Annotated in this window: 22 protein-coding genes and 1 pseudogene; 18 read left to right on the top strand and 5 right to left on the bottom strand. The window is 63.3% G+C overall.

The window, feature by feature from the left end; all coding sequences use genetic code 11:
- The first annotated feature begins 283 nt into the window (after positions 1-283).
- Positions 284-1833 (top strand): annotated as a pseudogene (locus ACZ5KU_RS23945) (glycoside hydrolase family 17 protein).
- 64 nt (positions 1834-1897) lie between these two features.
- Here ACZ5KU_RS23945 and ACZ5KU_RS23950 read toward each other — a convergent pair.
- Positions 1898-2257 (bottom strand): hypothetical protein, encoded by a 360-nt coding sequence (locus tag ACZ5KU_RS23950; protein ID WP_464736378.1) that lies wholly within the window; start codon positions 2255-2257, stop codon positions 1898-1900.
- A gap of 235 nt (positions 2258-2492) precedes the next feature.
- On the opposite strand from ACZ5KU_RS23950, the gene ACZ5KU_RS23955 reads away from it, so the two are divergent.
- The 3 genes from ACZ5KU_RS23955 (at position 2493) to ACZ5KU_RS23965 (ending at position 5451) form a co-directional block, all read left to right on the top strand.
- Positions 2493-3791 carry a serine/threonine protein kinase gene (locus tag ACZ5KU_RS23955; RefSeq protein ID WP_054057177.1) on the top strand — a complete coding sequence of 433 codons (1299 nt, stop codon included), beginning with the start codon at positions 2493-2495 and terminating at the stop codon, positions 3789-3791.
- Entirely contained in the window at positions 3784-4572 is a 789-nt protein-coding gene (locus ACZ5KU_RS23960; RefSeq protein ID WP_054057178.1) for an MlaA family lipoprotein, read from the top strand. Before ACZ5KU_RS23955 ends, ACZ5KU_RS23960 begins: the two co-directional genes overlap by 8 nt.
- A gap of 72 nt (positions 4573-4644) precedes the next feature.
- Positions 4645-5451, top strand: a complete 807-nt coding sequence (locus ACZ5KU_RS23965) for a Cof-type HAD-IIB family hydrolase (protein WP_464736379.1) — start codon at positions 4645-4647, stop codon at positions 5449-5451.
- Between the two features lie 34 nt (positions 5452-5485).
- Here the strand turns inward: ACZ5KU_RS23965 and ACZ5KU_RS23970 are convergent, their stop codons facing one another.
- Both ACZ5KU_RS23970 and ACZ5KU_RS23975 read right to left on the bottom strand, forming a co-directional pair.
- A complete protein-coding gene (locus tag ACZ5KU_RS23970; RefSeq protein ID WP_054057180.1) occupies positions 5486-6670 on the bottom strand; it encodes a patatin-like phospholipase family protein in 1185 nt (394 codons plus the stop codon).
- Between the two features lie 72 nt (positions 6671-6742).
- On the bottom strand, positions 6743-7678 hold the full coding sequence (locus ACZ5KU_RS23975; protein ID WP_054057181.1) for a lipid A biosynthesis lauroyl acyltransferase: 936 nt from the start codon (positions 7676-7678) through the stop codon (positions 6743-6745).
- A 120-nt stretch (positions 7679-7798) separates the two neighbouring features.
- Here ACZ5KU_RS23975 and minC point away from each other — a divergent pair, with 120 nt between their 5' ends.
- From minC to ACZ5KU_RS24010, 7 genes are all read left to right on the top strand, one after another.
- The gene (minC, locus tag ACZ5KU_RS23980; RefSeq protein WP_054057210.1) at positions 7799-8536 is read left to right on the top strand and encodes a septum site-determining protein MinC; all 738 of its coding nucleotides are present in this window, start codon (positions 7799-7801) and stop codon (positions 8534-8536) included.
- 206 nt (positions 8537-8742) lie between these two features.
- Entirely contained in the window at positions 8743-9555 is an 813-nt protein-coding gene (minD, locus tag ACZ5KU_RS23985) for a septum site-determining protein MinD (protein WP_017904738.1), read from the top strand.
- 3 nt (positions 9556-9558) lie between these two features.
- On the top strand, positions 9559-9813 hold the full coding sequence (gene minE / locus ACZ5KU_RS23990) for a cell division topological specificity factor MinE (protein ID WP_010449114.1): 255 nt from the start codon (positions 9559-9561) through the stop codon (positions 9811-9813).
- 129 nt (positions 9814-9942) lie between these two features.
- Complete coding sequence (locus ACZ5KU_RS23995; protein ID WP_464736380.1) at positions 9943-10578, top strand: RluA family pseudouridine synthase; 636 nt, start codon at positions 9943-9945, stop codon at positions 10576-10578.
- A 171-nt stretch (positions 10579-10749) separates the two neighbouring features.
- On the top strand, positions 10750-12039 hold the full coding sequence (locus ACZ5KU_RS24000; RefSeq protein ID WP_054057182.1) for a M18 family aminopeptidase: 1290 nt from the start codon (positions 10750-10752) through the stop codon (positions 12037-12039).
- A 325-nt stretch (positions 12040-12364) separates the two neighbouring features.
- Positions 12365-12541 (top strand): hypothetical protein, encoded by a 177-nt coding sequence (locus ACZ5KU_RS24005; RefSeq protein WP_192842661.1) that lies wholly within the window; start codon positions 12365-12367, stop codon positions 12539-12541.
- A 62-nt stretch (positions 12542-12603) separates the two neighbouring features.
- Positions 12604-14775 carry a mechanosensitive ion channel family protein gene (locus ACZ5KU_RS24010; protein WP_054057184.1) on the top strand — a complete coding sequence of 724 codons (2172 nt, stop codon included), beginning with the start codon at positions 12604-12606 and terminating at the stop codon, positions 14773-14775.
- Positions 14776-14870: 95 nt separating this feature from the next.
- Here ACZ5KU_RS24010 and ACZ5KU_RS24015 read toward each other — a convergent pair whose 3' ends face one another.
- Positions 14871-15584 carry a UTRA domain-containing protein gene (locus ACZ5KU_RS24015; protein ID WP_054057185.1) on the bottom strand — a complete coding sequence of 238 codons (714 nt, stop codon included), beginning with the start codon at positions 15582-15584 and terminating at the stop codon, positions 14871-14873.
- Positions 15585-15967: 383 nt separating this feature from the next.
- On the opposite strand from ACZ5KU_RS24015, the gene ACZ5KU_RS24020 reads away from it, so the two are divergent.
- The 6 genes from ACZ5KU_RS24020 (at position 15968) to ACZ5KU_RS24045 (ending at position 21301) form a co-directional block, all read left to right on the top strand.
- Entirely contained in the window at positions 15968-17035 is a 1068-nt protein-coding gene (locus tag ACZ5KU_RS24020; protein WP_054057186.1) for an ABC transporter substrate-binding protein, read from the top strand.
- Positions 17036-17182: 147 nt separating this feature from the next.
- On the top strand, positions 17183-17989 hold the full coding sequence (locus ACZ5KU_RS24025) for an alkaline phosphatase family protein (RefSeq protein ID WP_054057187.1): 807 nt from the start codon (positions 17183-17185) through the stop codon (positions 17987-17989).
- Positions 17968-18831 carry an ABC transporter permease gene (locus ACZ5KU_RS24030; RefSeq protein WP_162491340.1) on the top strand — a complete coding sequence of 288 codons (864 nt, stop codon included), beginning with the start codon at positions 17968-17970 and terminating at the stop codon, positions 18829-18831. Before ACZ5KU_RS24025 ends, ACZ5KU_RS24030 begins: the two co-directional genes overlap by 22 nt.
- Entirely contained in the window at positions 18818-19618 is an 801-nt protein-coding gene (locus ACZ5KU_RS24035) for an ABC transporter permease (RefSeq protein WP_054057189.1), read from the top strand. The genes ACZ5KU_RS24030 and ACZ5KU_RS24035 overlap by 14 nt, the downstream gene beginning before the upstream one ends.
- Positions 19615-20604, top strand: coding sequence for an ABC transporter ATP-binding protein (locus tag ACZ5KU_RS24040; RefSeq protein WP_464736381.1), 990 nt, complete (start codon positions 19615-19617; stop codon positions 20602-20604). Before ACZ5KU_RS24035 ends, ACZ5KU_RS24040 begins: the two co-directional genes overlap by 4 nt.
- Before the next feature lie 43 nt (positions 20605-20647).
- Complete coding sequence (locus tag ACZ5KU_RS24045) at positions 20648-21301, top strand: HAD family hydrolase (RefSeq protein ID WP_464736382.1); 654 nt, start codon at positions 20648-20650, stop codon at positions 21299-21301.
- 66 nt (positions 21302-21367) lie between these two features.
- Here ACZ5KU_RS24045 and ACZ5KU_RS24050 read toward each other — a convergent pair whose 3' ends face one another.
- On the bottom strand, positions 21368-22330 hold the full coding sequence (locus ACZ5KU_RS24050; RefSeq protein WP_054057192.1) for a zinc-binding dehydrogenase: 963 nt from the start codon (positions 22328-22330) through the stop codon (positions 21368-21370).
- Between the two features lie 182 nt (positions 22331-22512).
- On the opposite strand from ACZ5KU_RS24050, the gene ACZ5KU_RS24055 reads away from it, so the two are divergent.
- Positions 22513-24597 (top strand): carboxy terminal-processing peptidase, encoded by a 2085-nt coding sequence (locus tag ACZ5KU_RS24055; RefSeq protein ID WP_192842663.1) that lies wholly within the window; start codon positions 22513-22515, stop codon positions 24595-24597.
- The last annotated feature ends 124 nt before the right edge of the window (positions 24598-24721 follow it).

The following is a 24721-nucleotide window of genomic DNA, read 5'->3' on the forward strand; positions in this document are numbered from 1 at the left end:
ACGTGTAGTTATGGTGCACGGCGCCCCCTTCACGCCTCACGGCCAAACCCATCCGATCATCAGCGGAGTACTGATACTCCGATCATCAACCCACTCAGGCGACCAACCTGATCCGACAGCGACCTCAAGGCAGCGAGAAGCGACATCAGAAAGCCAGTAATCACCCAGTTGGGAATACACCTCATCCAGTTGCTGCGGACTTTGCATGACAAAATACTGCGCGAGCCCAAGGCCAGAGTATTTCCGGGTAATATGCGCGGCTTTGCCCCCAGACAGCCCGACCATGCCCGCCACCGCCCGCTTTCCGCTATTGCCCTATCTGTTTGCCTGCCTGCTGGGCCTCCTGGCCCTCTGCGGATTCTGGTATGGCCTTGGCCAACCGGTGATCCTCCCGGATGCCGCGACGCCGACGCACAAGCTGCAATGCGCGTCCTACACGCCGTTCGACAAGGACCAATCGCCGTTCGACCAGCCGTTCAAGCCGCGCCTTGCGCGCATGGATGCCGACCTGGCCCTGCTGTCGACCCGCTTCGAATGCATCCGCACCTATTCCATGACCGGCCTCGAAGCCCTGCCGGAACTGGCGCGCAAGCATGGCCTGAAAATGATGATCGGTGCCTGGGTCAACAGCAACCCGGTGGACACCGAGAAGGAAGTCGACGCGCTGATCGCCTCGGCCAACGCCAATGCCGACGTGGTCACGGCGGTGATCGTCGGCAACGAGACCCTGCTGCGCAAGGAAGTGACCGCGGCGCAACTGGTGAGGCTGATCCACAAGGTCAAGGCCCATGTGAAGCAGCCGGTGACCTATGCCGATGTCTGGGAGTTCTGGCTCAGCCATCCGGATGTCGCACCGGCGGTGGACTTCCTGACCATCCACCTGCTGCCGTACTGGGAGGACGATCCGGCGGGGATCGAGGCGGCCATCGACCATGTGGCACAGATCCGCCGGACCTTCGGCAACCGTTTCGCGCCCAAGGACATCCTGATCGGCGAAACCGGCTGGCCGAGTGAAGGCCGCCAGCGGGAGACCGCCCTGCCGAGCCGGGTCAACGAAGCCCGCTTCATTCGCGGCTTCGTCAACCTGGCCGAACAGAACGGCTGGCACTACAACCTGATCGAAGCCTTCGACCAACCGTGGAAACGCGGCAGCGAAGGCGCGGTCGGTGGCTACTGGGGCCTGTTCGACGCCGACCGCCAGGACAAGGGCATACTCGCAGGGCCGGTGTCGAACCTGCCGTACTGGCCACAATGGCTGGCATTCGGTGCCGCGGTGTTCGTCGCCACCCTGCTGATCGGAGGGCCAGTACGCAGTCGTCGTGATGCCCTGCTCCTGCCTCTGCTTGGCGCGCTGGCCGCCTGCTCCATCGGCGCCTGGGGCGAACTGGCGCGAGTGACCAGCCGCGATACTGGCGAATGGCTCTGGGCCGGCCTGTTGGTGGGCCTGAACCTGCTGGTACTGGCCCACGCGACCTTGGCCCTGGGCGAGCGCTCGGGCTGGCGCCAGGGCGTCTTTGCCTGGTTGGAGCGTCGTGCCGGCTGGCTGCTGGTCGGCACTGGCTTCGCCGGGGCGGTGATGATGCTGGAATTGGCGTTGGACCCGCGCTATCGCAGCTTCCCGAGCGCGGCACTGCTGCTACCGGCACTGGCGTTCCTGATGCGCCCGGTCCGCGCGCCCCGGGAGAAACCGCCCTGCTGGCCTTCATCATCGGTGCCGGTATCGTGCCGCAGCTGTATCGCGAAGGCCTGCAAAACCCGCAGGCCTGGGGCTGGGCGCTGGTCAGCGTGCTGATGGTCGCCGCGCTGTGGCGCAGCCTGGGTGTTCGCCGCTGACTTTCATATGAGTTGCTGCTGAGCGGTGGGAGCCGGCTTGCGGGCTCCCCTTTGCAGCCAGCCCCTAGGCCGCCCGCACCAGCCTCAAACCAGCGATCACCACCGCAAACACCGCCAGGCTGGTGTTGTACAGCGCCAGCGCCGGAAACCCGACCAGCAGCGCCAGCACCGCCAGCCCCCAACCGACCCCGCGCGGCAGCACGAATGCCAGCGCCGCCGCCCCCAGGGCAGTCCAGCCCAGTACCTTGAAGTGAATCAGCCAACCCAGGTTCGATCGCGCCTGGCATTCCCAGCGCAGCGCCTCATCGACACAGATGCCGACCCATTGGCCATCCTCCATCAACCCGTAACGCACGCCATAACTGGCAGCCAGCCACAGCGGCAGAACGAGAAGCAGCAGAATCAGCGGCAAACGACGGGACATGAACGGCTCCGATAGGCGAAAACGGCGCCCAGCATAATCGTCGAGGCGCTGCTTGCAAGCTTTAACAACGGTTAACTGGTCAGCGAACTGCGGCAAAGTGTATCGTCTGTGGGCTATTGTCTGGATGAATGCCGCACGACTGCATTATTTCGTCGTCGGACATGGCACTTCGGCAGTACCCCAGTGGTCATAGCCTGCGACTCCCATTCAGCATCGCCTTTTAAAGGATGTAGTCATGCTCCGTTCCCTGCGTCTCGCCACTTTTGTCGGCGGTCTCATTCTGAGTGCGTCCGCGCTGGCGGTCGATGTCGACGCCGCCAGCTATGGCTACCCGTTGACCAACCCGTTCGAAGCGACCATCGCCACCACCCCGCCGGACCTGCGTCCGGAGCTGCCCGACGACGATGACATCGACCAGTCCGACTACAGCGTGCAACTGCGTCCGGAACGCGAGTTCATCCTCCCGGACAACTTCTGGGCGGTGAAGAAGCTCACCTATCGAGTCGCCCGTCAGGATCACGCGGCACCGCTGATCTTCCTGATCGCCGGCACCGGCGCACGTTATGACAGCAGCCTCAACGAATACCTGAAGAAGCTCTACTACAAGGCCGGCTACCACGTGGTGCAGCTGTCGTCGCCCACCAGCTTCGATTTCATGAGCGCCGCCTCGCGCTTCGCCACCCCGGGCATCACCAAGGAAGATGCCGAGGACATGTACCGGGTGATGCAGGCCGTGCGTGCGCAGAATCCGAAACTGCCGGTCACCGACTACTACCTCAGCGGCTACAGCCTGGGGGCGCTGGATGCGGCGTTCGTCAGCAAGCTGGATGAAACCCGGCGCAGCTTCAACTTCAAGAAGGTGCTGCTGCTCAATCCGCCGGTCAACCTCTATACCTCCATCACCAACCTCGACAAGCTGGTGCAGACCGAGGTCAAGGGCATCAACAACAGCACCACCTTCTATGAACTGGTGCTGGCCAAGCTGACCCGCTACTTCCAGCAGAAGGGCTACATCGACCTCAACGACGCCCTGCTCTACGACTTCCAGCAGTCCAAACAGCACCTGACCAACGAGCAGATGGCGATGCTGATCGGCACCTCCTTCCGCTTCTCGGCGGCCGATATCGCCTTCACCTCCGACCTGATCAACCGCCGCGGCCTGATCACGCCGCCCAAGTACCCGATCACCGAGGGCACCAGCCTGACGCCGATGCTCAAGCGCGCCCTGCAGTGCGACTTCGACTGCTACCTGACCGACCAGGTGATTCCGATGTGGCGCGCCCGTACCGACGGCGGCAGCCTGCTGCAACTGATCGACCAGGTCAGCCTCTACGCCCTCAAGGATTACCTGCACGACAGCCCGAAAATCGCCGTGATGCACAACGCCGACGACGTCATCCTCGGCCCTGGCGACCTGGGCTTCCTGCGCAGCACCTTCGGCAATCGCCTGACCGTCTATCCCCATGGCGGCCACTGCGGCAACCTCAATTACCGCGTCAACGCCGACGCCATGCTGGAGTTCTTCCGTGGCTAAACATCTGATGCTTATCGCCGCCCTGCTCTGCGCCGGCTACGCCCAGGCCGACAACAGCAAGGCCCACGACCCGGTCGTACCCGATGCGGACGGTTTCACCGAGCCGCTGAAAAAACTCAAGTTCAACCCGGGGCTGGACCAGCGTGAATTCGAACGTTCGACGCTCAACGCGCTGAACGTCTACGACCCGCTGGAGTCGTGGAACCGTCGCGTCTATCACTTCAACTACCGCTTCGACCAGTGGGTGTTCCTGCCGGTGGTCGACGGCTACCGCTACATCACCCCGGGCTTCGTGCGCAGTGGCGTGAGCAACTTCTTCAGCAACCTGGGAGACGTGCCCAACCTGCTCAACAGCCTGCTCCAGCTCAAGGGCAAGCGCTCGCTGGAAACCACCGGGCGCCTGCTGCTCAACACCACCATCGGCATCGCCGGCCTGTGGGACCCGGCGACCAAAATGGGCCTGCCGCGCCAGGCCGAGGACTTCGGCCAGACACTGGGCTTCTACGGAGTGCCGGGCGGCGCCTACCTGGTACTGCCGTTCTTCGGTCCCTCGAACCTGCGTGACACCGGCGGCCTGGTGTTCGATTTCGCGGCGGAATCGCAGATCAACTTCCTCAACGTCTCCGAGACCAGCGAGAACCATCCGGAAATCTACGCCCTGCGCGCCATCGACAAGCGCTATACCACCAGCTTCCGCTATGGCCAGTTGAACTCGCCGTTCGAGTACGAGAAGGTACGCTACGTCTATACCGAGGCGCGCAAGCTGCAGATCGCCGAGTAGGCCGGGAACCCATGGGGGATGGTGGGGGAGCCGGCCCCCACAAAAAGCAGCGCAAACCATAAGGATTGAGAGATGTACAGCCTGATCGCCTCCGACCTCGACGGCACCCTGCTGCTTCCGAACGACCGGATCGGTGAGTATTCCCGCTCGGTGCTCGACCGACTGGTCGAGTCCGGTCGCCATGTGGTGATTGCCACCGGACGCAGCCGCCCCGAGGTCGAAGCGATCCTGCACGATTACCCGCTGCCGGTACACCTGATCACCTCCAACGGTGCCTGCATCACCAGCGCCTGCAAAAGCCTGGTCGCCTGCGAGTACCTGGACGAAGACGTGGTGCGCAGCCTGCTCGACGCCACGCAGGGAACTGTGGGCCTGATGATCAACGCCTACTGCGACTCCCGCTGGATCACCAACGCCGATCGCGCCCTGCTCGCCACCTTCACCCTGCAGGATAATTTTGCGCCGACCATCCTCGCGGCCAGGGAATTTCCATTGCAGGGTGTCGAGAAGCTCTTCTTTATCCACCCGGGGCGTGACCACGAGGCCCTGGTGGCGCTCGACACGCGACTCAAGGCCCTGCTCGGCAACACCGTGCACAGCACCTTTTCATCACCCTTCTGCCTGGAGTTCATGGCCAGCACGGTGTCCAAGGGCAATGCACTGAAACGACTCGCCGAGTTCCTGGACATCCCCCTGAGCCGCTGCATCGCCTTCGGTGACGGCATGAACGACGTGGAAATGCTCACGATCGCCGGCAAGGGCCTGGTCATGGGCACGGCGCACCACAAGGTGACAGAGGCGCTGCCCGGACACGAAACCATCGGTGCCTGCACCGAGGAGGCGGTGGCCCGCTACCTGGCGATCAACCTGCTGGGCTGAGCCGACGACAGAAGATCAACCGCCATCGATCGGGTCAACTGGCCGAGGCTGTCTGCAACATCACCGCATGGGGCAAACCGAGGAAATGGCACAACTCATCGCGCTTGGCCAACGCGTCACGGCGGCCCAGTTCGATCAGCTCGCTGCAGTAACCCGCCTCGAACAACAGATAGCTGAGCACTCCGGCGCCACTGGTGCGGGTCGCGCCCGGGCCACGCAGGAAGGTGCGCAGCGCCGGTGGCAGTTCATGTCGGTGACGGGCGGCGATCTCGTCCAGAGGCCGGCTGGGCGCGATCACCAGCACATCCACCGGTGCCAACCCCAGGCTGCGCGGCTGGTGAGGCGGCAGCATCCGGCTGAACTGGTTCAGGCGCTGCAACAGCTCGATGTCGCTTTCCAGGCTGTCGATGAAGGTACTGTTGAGCATGTGCCCACTGATCTGCGCCAGGCTCGGCTGCTGGCCGGTGTAGGTACGCTCCACCGCGGCCCGGGTGTCGAGACCACGGGAATTGCCGCTGACCCCGACTACCAGTACCCGGCTGGCGCCCAGGTGCAGCGCCGGACTGATCGGCGCCGACTGGCGCACCGCACCGTCGCCGAAATACTCGTGGTCCAGCTTGACCGGGGCGAACAGCAAGGGAATGGCCGAGCTGGCCAGCAGATGATCGACCGTCAACTCGGTCGGCACGCCGATGCGCCGGTGACGCAGCCAGGAATCGATGGCGCCCTTGCCCTGGTAGAAGGTCACTGCCTGCCCCGACTCGTAGCCGAAGGCCGTCACCGCCACCGCACGCAATTGGTGATGCTCGATGGCCTGCTCGATACCCGGCAGATGGATTTTCTCGTTGAGCAGATCGCGCAGCGGCGAACTGTTGAGCAGGGCCACCGGCACCTGTGAGCCCAGGCCAAGCAGGCTGTGACCGAAAAACCGCGCAGCCTGGTGAATCACCCCGGGCCAGTCGCTGCGCAGTACCCGATGGCTGCGAAAGTTCTGCCAGAACGCGCTGAGACGCTCGATGGCCGCGGTGAAGTTCATCGCCCCACTGGCGAGACTGACCGCATTGATCGCTCCGGCCGAAGTACCGACGATCACCGGAAACGGGTTGCTCGCCCCCGGCGGCAGCAGTTCGGCAATGGCCGCCAATACCCCCACCTGATACGCGGCTCGTGCGCCCCCTCCCGAGAGAATAAGGCCGGTAACCGGTTCAGTTGGACTCATCGCGACACTCCGTCAGTCAGCTAGCTACCTGATACACCAGGCCCTTCCCCGACAGCAAGGGGCTGCTCCGGTTTATCGTCGCTTTTTGTCGTAGAGTCGTGGTTCTCCCGCCGGCCGGCTCTTGAACCGGCGGTGCGTCCACAGGTACTGCTCGGGGCAGGCCCGCAGCGAAACCTCGACCCAGCGGTTGATCCGCAGGCAATCGGCCTCCTCGGACTCAGCCGGGAAATCCTCCAGCGGCGGATGGATCACCAGCCGGTAACCGCTGCCGTCGGCCAGGCGCTCCTGGGTGAACGGCACCACCAGCGCCTTGCCCAGGCGGGCGAATTTGCTGGTCGCGGTGACGGTCGCCGCCTGAATGCCGAACAGCGGCACGAAGATGCTCTGCTTGATCCCGTAGTCCTGGTCGGGGGCGTACCAGATCGCCCGACCGGAACGCAGCAGCTTGAGCATGCCGCGCACGTCGTCACGTTCCACCGCCAGGGAATCGAGGTTGTGCCGCTCGCGCCCACGTCGCTGGATGAAGTCGAACAGCGCATTGCCGTGCTCGCGATACATGCCATCGATGGTGTGCTGCTGGCCGAGCAGAGCCGCACCGATTTCCAGGGTGGTGAAATGCAGCGCCATGAGGATCACGCCCTTGCCTTCGCGCTGGGCCTGCAGCAGATGCTCGAGGCCCTCGACATGGGCCAGGCGCGCCAGGCGCGGCTTGGCCCACCACCAGCTCATGGCCATTTCAAAGAAGGCGATGCCGGTGGACGCGAAGTTTTCCTTGAGCAGACGGGTGCGCTCGGCGGCGCCCTTTTCCGGGAAACACAGCTCCAGGTTGCGCGCGGCGATGCGCCGGCGCTCGCCGGCCACCCGGTACATGGCCAGCCCCAGCACACGGCCGATGCGCAACAGGACACAGTAGGGCAATTGGACGATCAGCCAGAGCAGCCCCAGCCCCAACCAGAGCAGCCAGTAGCGTGGATGAAGAAAAGCGGCTTGAAAACGCGGGCGATCCATTAATGATTCCGGGCAGACACAGGGTCGCGCATTCTACAACGGTTCGGCGCGGCTTGCGGGGCGCGGGCGTTCTCGTTATAAGTCTCGGCACTTTTAGCGACAAGCCACGTTATGCCGACCATGAGCCAAACCGAACCGCTAGACCAGGATCCCGTGTTCCAGCTGAAGGGCAGCATGCTCGCCATTACGGTGCTGGAACTGGCGCAGAACAACCTCGAAGCCCTCGACCGCCAACTGGCAGCCAAGGTCGTCCAGGCGCCGAACTTCTTCAGCAATACCCCGCTGGTGCTGGCCCTGGACAAACTTCCCGCCGACCAGGGTGCCATCGACCTGCCCGGGCTGATGCGCGTCTGCCGCCAGCACGGCCTGCGGACCCTGGCAATCCGCGCCAACCGGATCGAAGACATCGCCGCCGCGATCGCCATTGACCTGCCCGTGCTGCCGCCGTCCGGTGCCCGCGAGCGGCCGGTCGATCCGACCGAAGGCGAAGTGAAGAAAGTACCGGAAAAACCACCGGAGCCGACCATCCAGCCAACCCGGATCATCACCACCCCGGTGCGCGGTGGCCAGCAGGTCTACGCCAAGGGCGGCGACCTGGTGGTGGTCTCTTCCGTCAGCCCCGGCGCGGAACTTATGGCCGATGGCAACATCCATGTTTACGGACCTATGCGTGGTCGTGCAATGGCGGGTGTCAAGGGCGACACCAAGGCACGAATTTTCTGCCAGCAACTGAGCGCCGAACTGGTGTCGATTGCCGGCCACTACAAGGTTTCCGAGGATCTGCGTCGTGATCCGCTGTGGGGGTCGGGCGTTCAGATCAGCTTGTCCGGCGATGTGTTGAACATCATCCGTCTTTAACGGATACTTGCCGCCATTTCCGAAATGTCGCCTTCTTCGTAGCGAAAATGGCTTAAAGGGCTTAGGAAAACACGAAATGTAAAAATTACCGCCGGTACTTTAAACATTTCGCCGCTTCCCGGCCCAAGCCATACGACTACAGTTGTTTTTCAGCGACGTTCTTCAGGGGCTAAAACAGAGTCCTTTTTCCTTAGGGGTGAAACACCTTGGCCAAGATTCTCGTGGTTACATCCGGCAAGGGTGGTGTGGGTAAGACCACCACCAGCGCCGCCATCGGTACCGGCCTCGCGCTGCGCGGCCACAAGACAGTGATCGTCGACTTCGACGTCGGCCTGCGTAACCTCGACCTGATCATGGGCTGCGAGCGCCGCGTGGTGTACGACTTCGTCAACGTCGTGAACGGCGAAGCCAACCTGCAGCAGGCCCTGATCAAGGACAAGCGCCTGGAAAACCTGTACGTGCTGGCAGCCAGCCAGACCCGTGACAAGGATGCGCTGACCAAGGAAGGCGTGGAAAAGGTCCTGATGGAACTCAAGGAAAGCTTCGAGTTCGTGGTCTGCGACTCCCCGGCCGGCATCGAGACCGGCGCCCACCTGGCCATGTACTTCGCCGACGAGGCGATCGTCGTGACCAACCCGGAAGTCTCCTCGGTCCGTGACTCCGACCGCATGCTCGGCCTGCTGGCCAGCAAGTCGCGTCGTGCCGAACAGGGCGGCGAGCCGATCAAGGAACACCTGCTGCTGACCCGCTACAACCCGGAGCGCGTGAGCAAGGGCGAAATGCTTGGCGTCGAGGACGTCAAGGAAATCCTGGCCGTGACCCTGCTGGGCGTCATCCCCGAATCCCAGGCGGTGCTCAAGGCATCCAACCAGGGCGTACCGGTCATCCTCGACGACCAGAGCGATGCTGGCCAGGCCTACAGCGATGCGGTTGACCGCCTGCTGGGCAAGACCGTCGAGCATCGTTTCCTCGATGCACAGAAGAAGGGATTCTTCGAGCGCCTGTTTGGAGGCAACTAAGCAATGAACCTTTTTGACTTCTTTCGTGCCAGCAAAAAAGTAAGCACCGCGTCGGTCGCGAAAGAGCGTCTGCAGATCATTGTGGCGCACGAACGCGGCCAACGCAGCACCCCGGACTACTTGCCCGCCCTGCAGCAGGAGCTGGTCGAAGTGATCCGCAAGTACGTCAATATCGGGTCCGATGACGTGCACGTCGCCCTGGAGAACCAGGGCAGTTGCTCGATCCTGGAACTCAATATCACCCTGCCTGATCGCTGATCGATCCGGCCGGCGCCACGGCGGCCCGGTGATGTTCACACATAACGCTGTTGTGGGAGCCGGCTCCTGCAAGGCGCGCGGTGTGAGCAGCATCGGGCCGCCGTTGGCGTTTGTTACGAGACTGTTTCAATGCCGCTGTCGAATATCCGCATCATCCATCAGGACGCCGCCGTGCTGGTGGTGGACAAGCCGACCCTGCTGCTCTCCGTCCCGGGCCGCGCCGATGACAACAAGGATTGCCTGATCACCCGCCTGCAGGAAAACGGTTATCCGGAAGCCCAGATCGTTCACCGGCTGGACTGGGAAACCTCGGGCATCATCCTGCTGGCCCGCGACCCCGATACCCATCGCGAACTGTCGCGCCAGTTCCATGACCGGGAAACCGAGAAAGCCTACACCGCGCTCTGCTGGGGCCAGCCGGAACTGGACAGCGGCAGCATCGACCTGCCGTTGCGCTACGACCCGCCGACCAAGCCCCGGCATGTGGTCGATCACGAGTTTGGCAAGCATGCCCTGACCTTCTGGAAAGTGCTGGAGCGCCATGCCGACTGGTGCCGGGTGGAACTGACGCCGATCACCGGGCGCTCGCATCAGTTGCGGGTACACATGCTGTCCATCGGTCATCCGCTGCTCGGTGACGGCCTGTATGCCCACCCGCAGGCCCTGGCGGCCTGGCCACGGCTGTGCCTGCATGCCAGCATGCTGAGCTTCACCCACCCGCAAAGCGGCGAGCGCCTGCGCTTCGAGTGCCCGGCGCCGTTCTGAATCGCGTCGTGCAAGGCTCCTGCGCTCGACATCGATTCCTGAGTGTAGCTCGCTCTTGTAGGAGCCCGGCTTGCCGGCGAATGCGTCCTTGAGGCCGCCAAAGGCTTCGCGGGCAAGCCACGCTCCTACAAAGATACGGTAAACTCCCGACACTGCTGTCTGGAGCCACTTATGCGCGAAGAGTTGAACCAAGGCCTGATCGACTTCCTCAAGGCCTCCCCCACCCCCTTTCATGCCACCGCCAGCCTGGTCAAGCGCCTGGAGGCAGCGGGTTATCAGCGTCTCGATGAGCGTGAAACCTGGCACACCGCGGCCGGTGGTCGCTATTACGTCACCCGCAACGACTCTTCCATCATCGCCATCAAGCTCGGCGAAAACGCGCCGCTGCAATCGGGTATCCGCATGGTCGGTGCCCATACCGACAGCCCGTGCCTGCGGGTCAAGCCGCAACCCGAACTGCAGCGCCAGGGCTTCTGGCAACTGGGTGTCGAAGTCTACGGCGGCGCCCTGCTAGCGCCGTGGTTCGACCGCGACCTGTCCCTGGCCGGTCGTGTCACCTTCCGTCGCGACGGCAAGGTCGAAAGCCAACTGATCGACTTCAAGGCGCCGATAGCGACCATTCCCAACCTGGCCATTCACCTCAACCGTGAAGCCAACCAGGGCTGGGCGATCAACCCGCAGAACGAGCTGCCTCCGATCCTGGCCCAGTTCGCCGGCGACGAGCGCGTGGACTTCCGCGCCGTGCTCACCGACCAGTTGGCCCGTGAACACGACCTCAGCGCCGACGTGGTGCTCGATTACGAGCTGAGTTTCTACGACACCCAGAGCGCAGCCGTGATCGGTCTCAACGGCGACTTCATCGCCGGTGCCCGCCTGGACAACCTGCTGTCCTGCTACGCTGGCTTGCAGGCGCTGCTCAGCGCCGACAGTGATGAAACCTGCATCCTGGTCTGCAACGACCACGAGGAAGTCGGCTCCTGCTCCGCCTGCGGTGCCGACGGCCCGATGCTCGAACAGACCCTGCGCCGCCTCCTGCCGGATGGCGAGGACTATGTGCGCACGATCCAGAAATCGCTGCTGGTCTCGGCGGACAACGCCCATGGCGTACACCCCAACTATGCCGAGAAGCACGACGCCAACCATGGCCCGAAACTTAACGCCGGGCCGGTGATCAAGGTCAACAACAACCAGCGCTACGCCACCAACAGCGAAACCGCCGGTTTCTTCCGCCACCTGTGCATGTCCGAGGAAGTCCCGGTACAAAGCTTCGTGGTGCGCAGCGACATGGGCTGCGGCTCGACTATCGGCCCGATCACCGCCAGCCACCTGGGCGTGCGTACCGTGGATATCGGCCTGCCGACCTTCGCCATGCACTCGATCCGCGAACTGGCGGGCAGCCATGACCTGGCCCACCTGGTGAAGGTCCTGAGCGCGTTCTACGCCAGCCCCGAACTGCCCTGAGCCCTGTGCTCTCGCAGGAAAGAGCAGCAGCGGGAACACACCTGGCTGTGGGAGGGCTTGTCCGCGAAGCTTCTGGCGCACGCCAGACCGGCTTGGCTGACAAGCCCGCTCCCGGCGCACGCCAGCCCGATGAACAGCGCCCCACATGCGCAAGCCTGTTCTGCCGCTTATCGGCAGTACGCTGAAGACAGTTGGCTCCGACAATGCCCACCGTCCCTACCGGATCAGGCACCATCACCTGACCTGATCGCCCCTGATACACATCAAGGCATCTCCACCAAAGCGACCTAAACTAAAGGTGTATCCCTTCGACAAGGCCGTCGTCATGATCACACCGTTCGAGTTCCACTCGATGCTCATCCCGATCCTGGGAGGCATGCTGTTGCTGGCCGTGGGCTTCAACTTTCGTGAAAACCGGGCCGGCCCGGTGCTGATGTGGCTTGGCATGCTGTTGATCCTCGGGACCGTGGTCTACAAGATCCTCGCCAAACTGGCTGAATAAATGCGCGGCGCCCGAGGCTGGCGTACACTCGGTCGATCCGCACCTGTATGGTTGACTGCCTAGTGTTCGCCCGCCTTTCCGCTCTGCCCACCTTACTGTTCATCTGCCTGCTGGCGTTACTGCCCCTGGTTCCCGCCCAGGCTGTCGGCCTGCCGAGCCTGCTGGGCAGCGCCGAGAAAACCCAGCCACAACCGACCGAGCCCCTGGCCCAGTCGCTCGACGAAGTCATCAGGAACCTGGAGAACGACCAGCAGCGCAGCAAGCTGCTGAGCGACCTGAAAAAGCTCCGGGACAGCACGAAAAAGGCCCAGCCGGCCGCCGAAGTGGGGGTACTGGGGCTGATCGGCAGCACCCTGGCCGACTTCGAAAAGCAGTTCACCGGCAATGACAGCCCGCTCACTCGCTGGTCGCTGGAGTTCGACCAGGCCAGGCAGGAGATGATGGCGCTGATGCTTCCGGCCAGCGAATGGCTGCCGATCATCTCCGCCTTTGCCCTGATCCTGCTGCTCTGGAGTTGCCTGGCCTGGGCGATGATCTGGCTCGGCCATCGGGTGCGCCTGCGCTTCGGCCTCACCGAGGAACTGCCCCAGCACCCACGCACCGTCGACCTGCTGCGCTTTGCCCTGCGCAAGCTCGGGCCGTGGATGATCGCGCTGCTGATCACCGTCTACCTGACCTACGCCCTGCCCTCGTCCCTGGGCAAGGATCTGGCGATGGCGCTGGCCTATGCACTGGTGGTCGGTACCTGTTTCTCGGCGATCTGCGTGATCGCCTTCTCCCTGCTCGACGGCCCGCATCGCCATCAGGCCCTGCATATCCTGCGCCGCCGGGCTTTCCGGCCGCTGTGGCTGATCGGCAGTTTCGCCGCATTCGGCGAAGCCCTGAGCGACCCGCGCCTGATCGCCAGCCTCGGCAGCCACCTGGCCCATACCGCCGCGACCTTCGTCAACGTGATGGCCGCGCTCTCCACTGGCCTGTTCATCCTGCGCTTCCGTCGCCCCATCGCGCACCTGATCCGCAACCAGCCGCTGTCCCGCCGGCTGACCCGCCGCGCCCTGAGCGACACCATCGATATCCTCGGCAGCTTCTGGTTCGTTCCCGCGCTGATCCTGGTGGCGATCTCGCTGTTCGCGACCTTCTTCTCCGCTGGCGACACCAGTACCGCCCTGCGCCAGTCGCTGATCTGTACCGTGCTGGTGGTGCTGTGCATGGTGATCAACGGCCTGGTGCGCCGCCATGCCCTCAAGCCCCAGCGCGGGCACCGGCGCCATACGCTGTACTCCGAACGGTTGAAGAGCTTCTGCTACACCCTGGTGCACCTGGCGGTCTGGCTGTTCTTCATCGAACTCGGCCTGCGGGTCTGGGGCATGTCGCTGATCCGCTTCACCGAAGGCGAGGGCCGCGAGGTCAGTGTTCGGCTGTTCGGCCTCGGCGGCACGCTGATCTTCGCCTGGCTGGTGTGGATTCTCGCCGATACCGCCGTGCACCACGCCCTCACCCGCTCGCGCAAGGGCCTGGCCAACGCCCGGGCGCAGACCATGATGCCGCTGATCCGCAACGTGCTGTTCGTGGCGATCTTCATCATCGCGCTGATCGTCGCCCTGGCGAACATGGGCATGAACGTCACGCCCCTGCTGGCCGGTGCCGGTGTGATCGGTCTGGCCATCGGTTTCGGTGCGCAGTCGCTGGTGGCGGACCTGATCACCGGCCTGTTCATCATCATCGAGGACTCCCTGGCCATCGACGACTACGTCGACGTCGGCGGTCACCTCGGAACCGTCGAGGGCCTGACCATCCGCACGGTGCGCCTGCGGGACATCGACGGCATCGTCCACACCATTCCGTTCAGCGAGATCAAGAGCATCAAGAACTACTCACGGGAGTTCGGCTACGCGATCTTCCGCGTGGCGATCCCCTACAACATGGCGATCGACGATGCGATCAAGCTGATGCGCGATGTCGGCCAGAAGATGCGCACGGATCCGTTGCAGCGGCGCAACATCTGGTCACCGCTGGAGATCCAGGGCGTAGAGAGCTTCGAGTCCGGCAGCGCGGTCCTGCGGGCCCGCTTCAAGACCGCACCGATCAAGCAATGGGAGGTTTCGCGGGCGTTCAACCTGGCGCTGAAACGGACCATGGACGAATCCGGCCTGGACCTGGCGACTCCGCGCCTGAGCGTGCAGGTGGTGACGGCCGGTGGCGGTGTGCAAACCGAGCAACCAGTCAAGTCCTGAGCACCACCGTCCTGCCTCTCCCCCCCTGTAGGAGCCGGGCTTGCCCGCGAAGCTTTTAGAGATATTTCGGACGCATTCGCGGGCAAGCCCGGCTCCTACAGCACATCCACCCCGACATGGATCGCATCGTGCCGCCAGAACTCCAGGTCGCAGTCGATCAGGCGCTGGTGCTGGTCATAGTTGACCCGTGCAATCCGCAGCCCCGGGCTGCCGGACGACACCCGCAATGCCGCGGCAGCCTCCAGCGGCAATGAGGTCGGCACGATCTCGAAGCGCACCCGCCCGTAGTGCAGGTCATAGTGCCGGGCATAGAGTTCGGTGATCGACTGGTTCAGGTCGAACTCGAGAATGCCCGGGAAGTACTGCGGGTTGAGGTAGTGCTCGACATACAGCACCTGCCGCTCGTCGATCCGTCGCACCCGGCAGATCTGGATCACGCTCGACAGCGCCGGCAATTGCAACCACTCGCATACCGCCGCCGAGGCCGGCTGCAGCCGTGCCGACAGCACCTGGGTGGAAGGTACCCGCCCCTGGGCACTGACCATTGCATGGAAGTGGCTGCGCTGCATCAGGTTGTAGGCCAGCCGCGGCGGCGAGACGAACCAGCCCCGACGCTCCTCGCGGTAGATCAGCCCCTGGGCTTCCAGTTGCAACAAGGCCTCGCGCACGGTGATCCGGGTGGTGCTGAACAACTCGCTGAGCTTGCGCTCGGCCGGCAGTTTGCTTCCGCCGGGCAGCAGCCCATGCTCGATCTGCTCGTGCAGCGCCAGACCGATAGCTGTCACCGCCTTTGGTGCCTCTTCGCGCATCAACGTTACCTATTTGGACTAGTCCAGCACTATTTCAGGGCAAAACCGCGCGGCATCGCGGTCTCCGGTTGCAGCACCCAGCCTAGGCAATGCACATGACTGATATGTGACAAAGCGACGAAACGGTGCAGCGGAACGCCCGTCCCACAACACCAATTCCCTTGAATATCAGTAGTTTATCAATGGTCTACGCTTAACTCGGCGGTCATGGGTGCTACGAGGAAAAATCCTTGCAGGACTGATGCCGACATTAAAGTGTCATGCAGCAGGCTTAAATTGGCTCAGGTATTGCTGACCTAGACCAAACGTCCAACCGCCGCACTACGCATATAAAAACTGTCGATCAAGATCTTCGCGTTGAAAAACGCCCAAAGGAGCTTCGGATGAAACAGCTTTTCCTGGCATCACTGTTAGGTTCGACCATCGCCCTGTGCACCAGCGCCATGGCCGCTGATACCGACTTGCAGGCCCTGGAGGCCGCGGCCAAGAAAGAAGGCGCCGTCAACAGCGTCGGCATGCCCGATGACTGGGCCAACTGGGCCGGTACCTGGAAGGACCTGAGCGACAAGTACGGCCTCAAGCACATCGACACAGACATGAGCTCGGCCCAGGAAATCGCCAAGTTCGCCGCCGAGAAAGACAACGCCAGCGCCGATATCGGCGACGTCGGCGCGGCTTTCGGTCCGATCGCGACCAAGCAGGGCGTGACCCAGCCGTACAAGCCGAGCACCTGGGAACAGGTTCCGGCCTGGGCCAAGGACAAGGACGGCAACTGGGCGCTGGCCTACACCGGTACCATCGCCTTCATCGTCAACAAGAAGCTGCTGCACGGCTCCGAAGTCCCCAAGAGCTGGGCTGACCTGAAGACCGGCAAGTACAAGGTCTCCATCGGTGACGTGAGCACCGCCGCCCAGGCCGCCAACGGCGTCCTCGCTGCGGCACTGGCCAACGGCGGCGACGAGAAGAACATCCAGCCGGCGCTGCTCATGTTTGCCGAGATCGCCAAGCAGGGTCGCCTGTCGCTGGCCAACCCGACCATCGCCACCATGGAGAAGGGCGAAGTGGAAGTCGGCGTGGTCTGGGACTTCAACGGCCTGAGCTACAAGGCCAAGATGGCCAACCCCGATGACTACATCGTGCTGATCCCCTCCGATGGTTCGGTGATTTCCGGCTACACCACCATCATCAACAAGTACGCCAAGCACCCGAACGCCGCCAAGCTGGCGCGTGAGTACATCTTCAGCGATGCCGGCCAGACCAACCTGGCCCGCGGCAATGCCCGGCCGATCCGCGCCGAGCACCTGACCCTGCCGGAAGACGTGAAGGCCAAGCTGCTGCCCAACGAGCAGTACAAGCACGTCACCCCGATCAAGGATGCCGACGCCTGGGAGAAGACGTCCAAGGCACTGCCGCAGAAATGGCAGGAAGAAGTCATCATCAACATGCAGTAAGGCTCGATAGCTGACTGTCGAGCAAGCACCACTGAACTGTGTAGGAGCAGGGCTTGCCCGCGAAGCTTTTATCGCCCTCAAGGCCCCCTTCGCTGGCAAGCCAGGCTCCTACAAGTTTGCAGATTCCTTGAAACAGAGACCCGACTCATGCAGCACAACGTCATCCTGGTCGTGCTCGATGGCCTGAACCATGAGGTCGCCCGGCACGCCATGGGCCATCTCCAGGCTTACGCAGGCGCAGGACGCGCGGCGCTGTACAAACTGGAATGCGAGTTGCCGTCGCTCTCCAGACCGCTCTACGAATGCATTCTCACCGGTGTCGCCCCGATCGAAAGCGGCATCGTGCACAACCAGGTCACGCGCCTGTCCCACCAGCGCAGCGTGTTCCACTACGCCCGCGACGGTGGCCTGCGCACTGCGGCAGCGGCCTATCACTGGGTCAGCGAGCTGTACAACCGCTCGCCCTTCGTCGCCGCCCGCGATCGCCACACCCACAACGAAAGCCTGCCGATCCAGCACGGGCATTTCTACTGGATGGATCACTACCCCGACTCGCACCTGTTCGCCGACGCCGAAAGCCTGCGCCTGCAACACGCGCCGAACTTCCTGCTGGTGCATCCGATGAATATCGACGATGCCGGCCACAAGCATGGCCTGGACAGCGCCCAGTACCGCAATAGCGCACGCTCGGCCGACATCATCCTGGCCGACTACCTGCAAGGCTGGCTCGACGCCGGCTATCAGGTGCTGGTGACCGCCGACCACGGCATGAACAACGACCGCTCGCACAACGGCCTGCTGGCCGAAGAGCGCGAGGTACCGCTGTTCGTCCTCGGCGACGCCTTCAGTTTCAATCCCGATGCCGCACCCCGGCAGACCGAGCTCTGCGGCACGATCTGCACACTGCTGGGCGTGCACCACGACAAACCTGTATGCCGGGAGCTGTTGAAGTGAATTCAATCACCCGTGGCAAATGGCTCGCCCTGCTCTGCCTGGCGCCTTTCGCCCTGTTCTTCATCGTCTTCGAGATCGCCCCGCTGGCCTGGGTGCTGATCAACAGCCTGCAATCGGAAGACGACGGCTGGGGGCTGGCCAACTTCAACAAGATCTTCGGTTCGAAGTTCTACCTGCAGGCCATCCAGTACAGCCTGGAGATCAGTTTCTGGTCGAGCGTGTTCGGCATGCTCATCGCCCTGCTCGGCGCCTATTCGCTGCGCCGTGTCGACTCGCGCCTGCGCGACTTCGTCAACGCCTTCGCCAACATGACCAGCAACTTCGCCGGCGTGCCGCTGGCCTTCGCCTTCATCATCCTGCTGGGCTTCAACGGCACCCTCACCCTCCTGCTGAAACAGGCCGGGATCATCCAGGACTTCAACCTGTACTCCAAGACCGGCCTGATCATCCTCTACACCTACTTCCAGATCCCCCTGGGCGTGCTGCTGCTCTACCCGGCCTTCGACGCCCTGCGCGAAGACTGGCGCGAGTCCGCCGCGCTGCTCGGCGCCGAGGGCTGGCAGTTCTGGCGGCACATCGGCCTGCCGGTGCTGACTCCGGCGCTGCTGGGCACCTTCGTGATCCTGCTGGCCAACGCCCTGGGCGCCTACGCCACGGTCTACGCCCTGACCACCGGCAACTTCAACGTGCTGCCGATCCGTATCGCCGCGATGGTCTCCGGCGACATCAGCCTCGACCCGAACATGGCCAGCGCGCTGGCGGTGATCCTGGTCGGCCTGATGACCTTCGTCACCGTCATCCATCAATGGCTGTTGAAAAGGAGCCACCATGTCGCGCGTTGAACCCGGCTCCGCCAGCCTCTACCACCGCGTGGTGGTCTACCTGCTGTTCCTGATCCTGCTGCTGCCGCTGGCCGGCACCTTCGTCTACTCCATCGCCAGCAGTTGGTCGGCGACCGTGCTGCCCAGCGGTTTCACCTTCAAGTGGTACCTGCAGTTGTGGAGCGACCCGCGCTTTCTCGGCGCGTTCGGCCAATCGCTGATCGTCTGCGTCGGCGCACTGCTGCTGTCGGTGGTGCTGATCCTGCCGCTGCTGTTCGTGGTGCACTACCACTTCCCGCGCCTCGACGCGCTGATGAACATCCTGATCCTGCTGCCCTTCGCGGTGCCGCCGGTGGTGTCCTCGGTGGGTCTGCTGCAACTTTACGGCTCCGGGCCGTTCGCCATGGTCGGCACGCCGTGGATCCTGATCGGCTGCTACTTCACCGTGGCCCTGCCGTTCATGTACCGGGCGATCACCAACAACCTGCAGGCGATCAACCTGCGCGACCTGATGGACGCCGCCCATCTGCTCGGCGCCAGCACCTGGCAGGCAGCATTCCTGGTGGTGCTGCCGAACCTGCGCAAGGGCCTGATGGTGGCGTTGCTGCTGTCGTTCTCGTTCCTGTTCGGCGAGTTCGTGTTCGCCAACATCCTGGTCGGCACCCGCTACGAGACCCTGCAGGTGTACCTGAACAACATGCGCAACAGCAGCGGTCACTTCACCAGTGCGCTGGTGATCTCCTATTTCCTCTTCGTCTTGGTACTCACGTGGGTTGCCAATCGCCTCAATAAGGACAAGAGCCAATGAGCTTCATCAGCGTCCAGAACCTGAAAAAGACCTACGCCGGCACCACGGTGTTCAGCGATATCAACTGCGAAATCGCCAAGGGCGAGTTCATCACCCTGCTCGGTCCCTCCGGCTGCGGCAAGTCCACCCTGCTGCGCTGCATCGCCGGCCTGACGCCGGTGGACAGCGGCAGGATCCTGCTCGACGGCCAGGACATCGTCCCGCTGAGCCCGCAGAAACGCGCGATCGGCATGGTGTTCCAGAGCTACGCGCTGTTTCCCAACATGACCGTGGAGCAGAACGTCGCCTTCGGCCTGAAGATGCAGAAGGTCAACGCCGACGACAGCCACAAGCGGGTCATGGAAGCCCTCAAGCTGGTCGAGCTGCACGATTTCGCCGCCCGCTACCCGCACCAGTTGTCCGGCGGCCAGTGCCAGCGCGTGGCCCTGGCCCGTTCGCTGGTGACACGCCCGCGCCTGCTGCTGCTCGACGAGCCGCTGTCGGCCCTCGATGCGCGCATTCGCAAGCACCTGCGCGAACAGATCCGGGCGATCCAGCGCGAATTGGGCCTGACCACCATTTTCGTCACCCACGACCAGGAAGAAGCCCTGACCATGAGTGACCGTATCTTCCTGATGAACCAGGGCCGCATCGTCCAGAGCGGCGACGCCGAATCGCTCTACACCGCGCCGGTGGACGTGTTCGCCGCCGGCTTCATCGGCAACTACAACCTGCTCGACGCCGAGGCCGCCAGCCGCCTGCTGCAACGGCCGGTCAGCAGCCGCATCGCGATCCGCCCGGAAGCCATCGAGCTGCACACCGAAGGCGAACCGGATGCCCTGGTCCGTGGCCACAGTCTGCTGGGCAACGTCATCCGCTACCGGGTCGAGGCCCGCGGTGTCGAACTGCTGGTGGACGTGCTCAACCGCTCGGCCGCCGACCTGCACCCCGATGGTCGACGCCTGGCCCTGTCCATCGATCCGGCGGCCCTTTGTGAGGTAGCCTGATGCCCTGTTTCAAGCATGTCCTTCCGAAGAGAGAGCTGCACTGATGGCCCTGGCAATTTTTGATCTGGATGAAACCCTGATTCACGGCGACTGCGCGACGCTCTGGAGCGAGCAGATGGGACGCCTGGGCTGGGTCGACCCGGAGTCCTTCATGCGCCGCAACAACGAACTGATGGACGCCTACAGCCGGGGCGAACTGGCCATGGAGGAGTTCATGCTGTTCAGCCTGGAGCCCATGGCCGGGCGGACCCCGGATGAAATCGGACACCTGGTCGAACCGTGGGTCGAGGAGGTGATCGAGCCGCTGATCTACAGCGATGCGTGCAAGGCGATTGCCGAGCACCGTGCGGCCGGTGACCGGATCCTGGTGATCTCCGCCTCGGGCACCCACCTGGTCAGGCCGATCGCCGAACGCCTGGGCATCGACGAGGTGCTGGGCATCGAGCTGGAAGTGCTGCATGGGGTCTACAGCGGCCAGACCACCGGCATCCTGACCTACCGCGAGGGCAAGATCACCCGTCTGCTGGAATGGCTCGACGCCGAAGGGGAAAACCTCGAAGGCGCGAGTTTCTATTCCGATTCGCGCAACGACCTGCCGCTGCTACTCAAGGTCGACCACCCTCACGTGGTGAACCCGGACCCGGTGTTGCGCGAACAGGCGGAAAAGGCCGGCTGGCCGATTCACGCCTGGCACTGAGACACGCAGCGACGGCCTCTTCGCGGCCAAGCCCGCGAAGAGGCTGCGCCCCCACGGAAGAATCAATCAGACCAGGGCTTCATCAATCACCAGCACCAGCTTGCCCGCCACCTGGTTGCCGGCCAGCTCGGCAAACGCCAGTTCGGCATCACGGATCGGGAACGTCCTGGCCAGTTGCGGGCTCAGGCGCTTGTCGGCAAACAGCGGCCAGACGTGCTGGTTCAAGTCCGCGAGCAGATCGGCCTTGAATTGCGCATCGCGACTGCGCAGGGTCGAACCCAGCAACTGGATACGCTTGGCGAGGATCTTCGCCAGGTCCAACTGGGTTTCCCGCCCGCCCATCAGGCCGATCAGCACCCACCGCCCGTCAGCTGACAAAAGTTTCACGTTGAGCGCCGCGTAGTTCGCGCCCACCGGGTCGAGGATCACGTCGAAGGGGGCGAAGTCGTTCAGACTTTCGATATCGTCACCACGAATCGCCCCGCCCTGGGCACCCAGCGACTCGCAATAGGCCAGTCGATCCGCCGAACCGACACTGACCCAGCAGGGGTTGCCGAAGGCCTTGCACAGTTGGATCGCCGCCGAACCGACGCCACTGGCACCAGCATGCAACAGCACCTTTTCACCGGGCTTGAGGCCCGCCAACTGGAACAGATTCAGCCATGCCGTGGCGTAGACCTCAGGCAGCGCGGCCGCTTCGACCAGGCTCAGGCCTTCCGGCACTGGCAGCACATGGCGGCCATCGACCACCACTTCCTCGGCCATGCCGCCGCCGGCGAGCAGCGCACAGACCCGATCACCGACCTGCCAGGCGGAACCGGCTCCCACTTCGACGATCACTCCGGAGCACTCCAGCCCCAGCGCCTGGCTGGCTCCCGGCGGTGGCGGATAGAGCCCGGCCTTCTGCAACAGATCGGCCCGGTTGAGCCCCGCAGCAGCGACGCGAATGCGCACTTGCCCCACATCACAACCCGGATTCGGCTCTTCCAGCCACTCCACTTGACCTTCAACGCCTTGCAATGCCTTCACAGTGCCTCCATAGTGAGTCTGGACTGAGCCCGGAGCTGTAGCACCGGGCTTTCTTGCATTATGCGACCGGTCCGCGACTCGTGCGAAACCCTCAATGGCGGTTTTGGCACTCAGTCCCACGGAACCGGCGACTTTAAAGACGGCCTAATATGCGTGATCAATTGTCCCCGCGTCGACTCAGCATGAAGCATTTGTTCCCCGGCACTGCACTTGCCCTTTTCATCGGCCTTGGCGTTTCGGCGTTCTCGGGCAACACGTTCGCAGCCAACAGCTGGGACAATCTTCAGCCCGACCGTGACGAGGTGATCGCCAGCCTGAACGTCGTCGAGTTGCTCAAGCGCCACCACTACAGCAAGCCGCCGCTGGACAGCGCGCGCTCGGTGATCATCTACGACAGCTACATCAAGTTGCTCGACCCGTCGCGCAGCTATTTCCTGGCCAGCGACATCGCCGAATTCGACAAGTGGAAGACCCAGTTCGGCGACTTCCTCAAGAGCGGCGACCTCAATGCCGGCTTCACCATCTACAAGCGCTACCTGGATCGGGTCAAGGGCCGCCTGGACTTCGCCCTCGCCGAGCTGAACAAGGGCGTCGACAAGATCGACTTCACCACCCACGAGACCCTGCTGATCGATCGCAAGGACGCGCCGTGGCTCAAGAGCACCGCCGAACTCGACGACCTGTGGCGCAAGCGCGTCAAGGACGAGGTGCTGCGCCTGAAGATCGCCGGCAAGGATCCCAAGGCGATCCAGGAACTGCTGGTCAAGCGCTACAAGAACCAGCTGGCCCGCCTGGACCAGACCCGGGCCGAGGATATCTTCCAGGCCTATATCAACACCTTCGCGATGTCCTACGACCCGCACACCAACTATCTGTCTCCTGATAGCGCGGAAAACTTCGACATCAACATGAGCCTGTCCCTCGAGGGCATCGGCGCCGTGCTGCAAAGCGACAACGACCAGGTCAAGGTCGTGCGCCTGGTGCCGTCGGGCCCGGCCGACAAGACCAAGCAGGTCGCGCCGTCCGACAAGATCATCGGTGTCGCCCAGGGCGACAAGGAAATGGTCGACGTGGTCGGCTGGCGCCTGGACGAAGTGGTCAAGCTGATCCGTGGTCCGAAGGGCTCGGTGGTCCGCCTGGAAATCATCCCGGCGAGCAACGCGCCGAACGACCAGACCAGCAAGATCGTCTCCATCACCCGCGAGGCGGTGAAACTGGAAGACCAGGCGGCAAGCAAGTCGATCCTGCACCTCAAGCAGGATGGCAAGGACTACAAGCTCGGGGTGATCGACATCCCGGCCTTCTACCTGGACTTCAAGGCCTTCCGTGCTGGCGATCCGAACTACAAGAGCACCACCCGCGACGTGAAGAAACTGTTGGGCGAGCTGCAGAAGGAAGGCGTCGACGGCGTGGTCATCGACCTGCGCAACAACGGCGGCGGCTCCCTGCAGGAAGCCACCGAGCTGACCAGCCTGTTCATCGACAAGGGCCCGACCGTGCTGGTGCGCAACGCCGACGGCAAGGTCGACGTGCTCGAGGACGAAAACCCCGGTGCGTTCTACAAGGGTCCGATGGCGCTGCTGGTCAACCGCCTGTCGGCCTCGGCCTCGGAGATCTTCGCCGGCGCCATGCAGGACTACCATCGTGCACTGATTATCGGTGGCCAGACCTTCGGCAAGGGCACCGTGCAGACCATCCAGCCGCTCAACCATGGCGAGCTGAAACTGACCCTGGCCAAGTTCTACCGGGTTTCCGGACAGAGCACCCAGCATCAGGGCGTACTGCCGGACGTGGATTTCCCGTCGATCATCGACACCAAGGAAATCGGCGAAAGCGCGCTGCCGGAAGCCATGCCGTGGGACACCATCCGTCCTTCGATCAAGCCGGCGGTGGACCCGTTCAAGCCATTCCTGGCCCAGCTCAAGGCCGACCACGAGGCCCGCGCGGCGAAGGATGCCGAGTTCATCTTCATTCGCGACAAGCTGGCCCTGGCCGAGAAGCTGCTGAAGGAAAAGACCGTGAGCCTGAACGAGGCCGAGCGTCGCGCCCAGCGTGCCGATATCGATGCCAAGCAACTGGCCATGGAAAACGCCCGCCGCAAGGCCAAGGGCGAGGACGCGCTCAAGGAACTCAAGAAAGAGGACGACGACGCCCTGCCGCCTGACCCGGACAAGAAAACCAAGCCGGAAGACGACGCCTACCTGAGCGAGACCGGGCGTATCCTGCTCGATTACCTGCGTCTGAATACCGCGGTGGCCAAGCACTGACGAGTGATAGCAATTTAGTGTGATTGCTCTTCGGAGCGTCATCAAACAGTCATCATTCTGTCGTGAAATAAAGGACTGGACACGTCTCCCGAGCCGGGAGCCGCCTCCGGTCCTTTTCTTTCGA

It is taken from the genome of Pseudomonas sp. Tof1 (assembly GCF_055390395.1).

What these genes read in the sequence shown, in the direction of transcription:
- ACZ5KU_RS23950 (WP_464736378.1), bottom strand. Translation starts at nt 2,257, where the DNA reads ATGTCCCGTCGTTTGCCGCTGATTCTGCTGCTTCTCGTTCTGCCGCTG.
- ACZ5KU_RS23955 (WP_054057177.1), top strand. Translation starts at nt 2,493, where the DNA reads ATGCTCCGTTCCCTGCGTCTCGCCACTTTTGTCGGCGGTCTCATTCTG.
- ACZ5KU_RS23965 (WP_464736379.1), top strand. Translation starts at nt 4,645, where the DNA reads ATGTACAGCCTGATCGCCTCCGACCTCGACGGCACCCTGCTGCTTCCG.
- ACZ5KU_RS23970 (WP_054057180.1), bottom strand. Translation starts at nt 6,670, where the DNA reads ATGAGTCCAACTGAACCGGTTACCGGCCTTATTCTCTCGGGAGGGGGC.
- ACZ5KU_RS23975 (WP_054057181.1), bottom strand. Translation starts at nt 7,678, where the DNA reads ATGGATCGCCCGCGTTTTCAAGCCGCTTTTCTTCATCCACGCTACTGG.
- minC (WP_054057210.1), top strand. Translation starts at nt 7,799, where the DNA reads ATGAGCCAAACCGAACCGCTAGACCAGGATCCCGTGTTCCAGCTGAAG.
- minE (WP_010449114.1), top strand. Translation starts at nt 9,559, where the DNA reads ATGAACCTTTTTGACTTCTTTCGTGCCAGCAAAAAAGTAAGCACCGCG.
- ACZ5KU_RS23995 (WP_464736380.1), top strand. Translation starts at nt 9,943, where the DNA reads ATGCCGCTGTCGAATATCCGCATCATCCATCAGGACGCCGCCGTGCTG.
- ACZ5KU_RS24000 (WP_054057182.1), top strand. Translation starts at nt 10,750, where the DNA reads ATGCGCGAAGAGTTGAACCAAGGCCTGATCGACTTCCTCAAGGCCTCC.
- ACZ5KU_RS24005 (WP_192842661.1), top strand. Translation starts at nt 12,365, where the DNA reads ATGATCACACCGTTCGAGTTCCACTCGATGCTCATCCCGATCCTGGGA.
- ACZ5KU_RS24015 (WP_054057185.1), bottom strand. Translation starts at nt 15,584, where the DNA reads ATGCGCGAAGAGGCACCAAAGGCGGTGACAGCTATCGGTCTGGCGCTG.
- ACZ5KU_RS24020 (WP_054057186.1), top strand. Translation starts at nt 15,968, where the DNA reads ATGAAACAGCTTTTCCTGGCATCACTGTTAGGTTCGACCATCGCCCTG.
- ACZ5KU_RS24025 (WP_054057187.1), top strand. Translation starts at nt 17,183, where the DNA reads ATGCAGCACAACGTCATCCTGGTCGTGCTCGATGGCCTGAACCATGAG.
- ACZ5KU_RS24030 (WP_162491340.1), top strand. Translation starts at nt 17,968, where the DNA reads ATGCCGGGAGCTGTTGAAGTGAATTCAATCACCCGTGGCAAATGGCTC.
- ACZ5KU_RS24035 (WP_054057189.1), top strand. Translation starts at nt 18,818, where the DNA reads ATGTCGCGCGTTGAACCCGGCTCCGCCAGCCTCTACCACCGCGTGGTG.
- ACZ5KU_RS24040 (WP_464736381.1), top strand. Translation starts at nt 19,615, where the DNA reads ATGAGCTTCATCAGCGTCCAGAACCTGAAAAAGACCTACGCCGGCACC.
- ACZ5KU_RS24045 (WP_464736382.1), top strand. Translation starts at nt 20,648, where the DNA reads ATGGCCCTGGCAATTTTTGATCTGGATGAAACCCTGATTCACGGCGAC.
- ACZ5KU_RS24055 (WP_192842663.1), top strand. Translation starts at nt 22,513, where the DNA reads ATGAAGCATTTGTTCCCCGGCACTGCACTTGCCCTTTTCATCGGCCTT.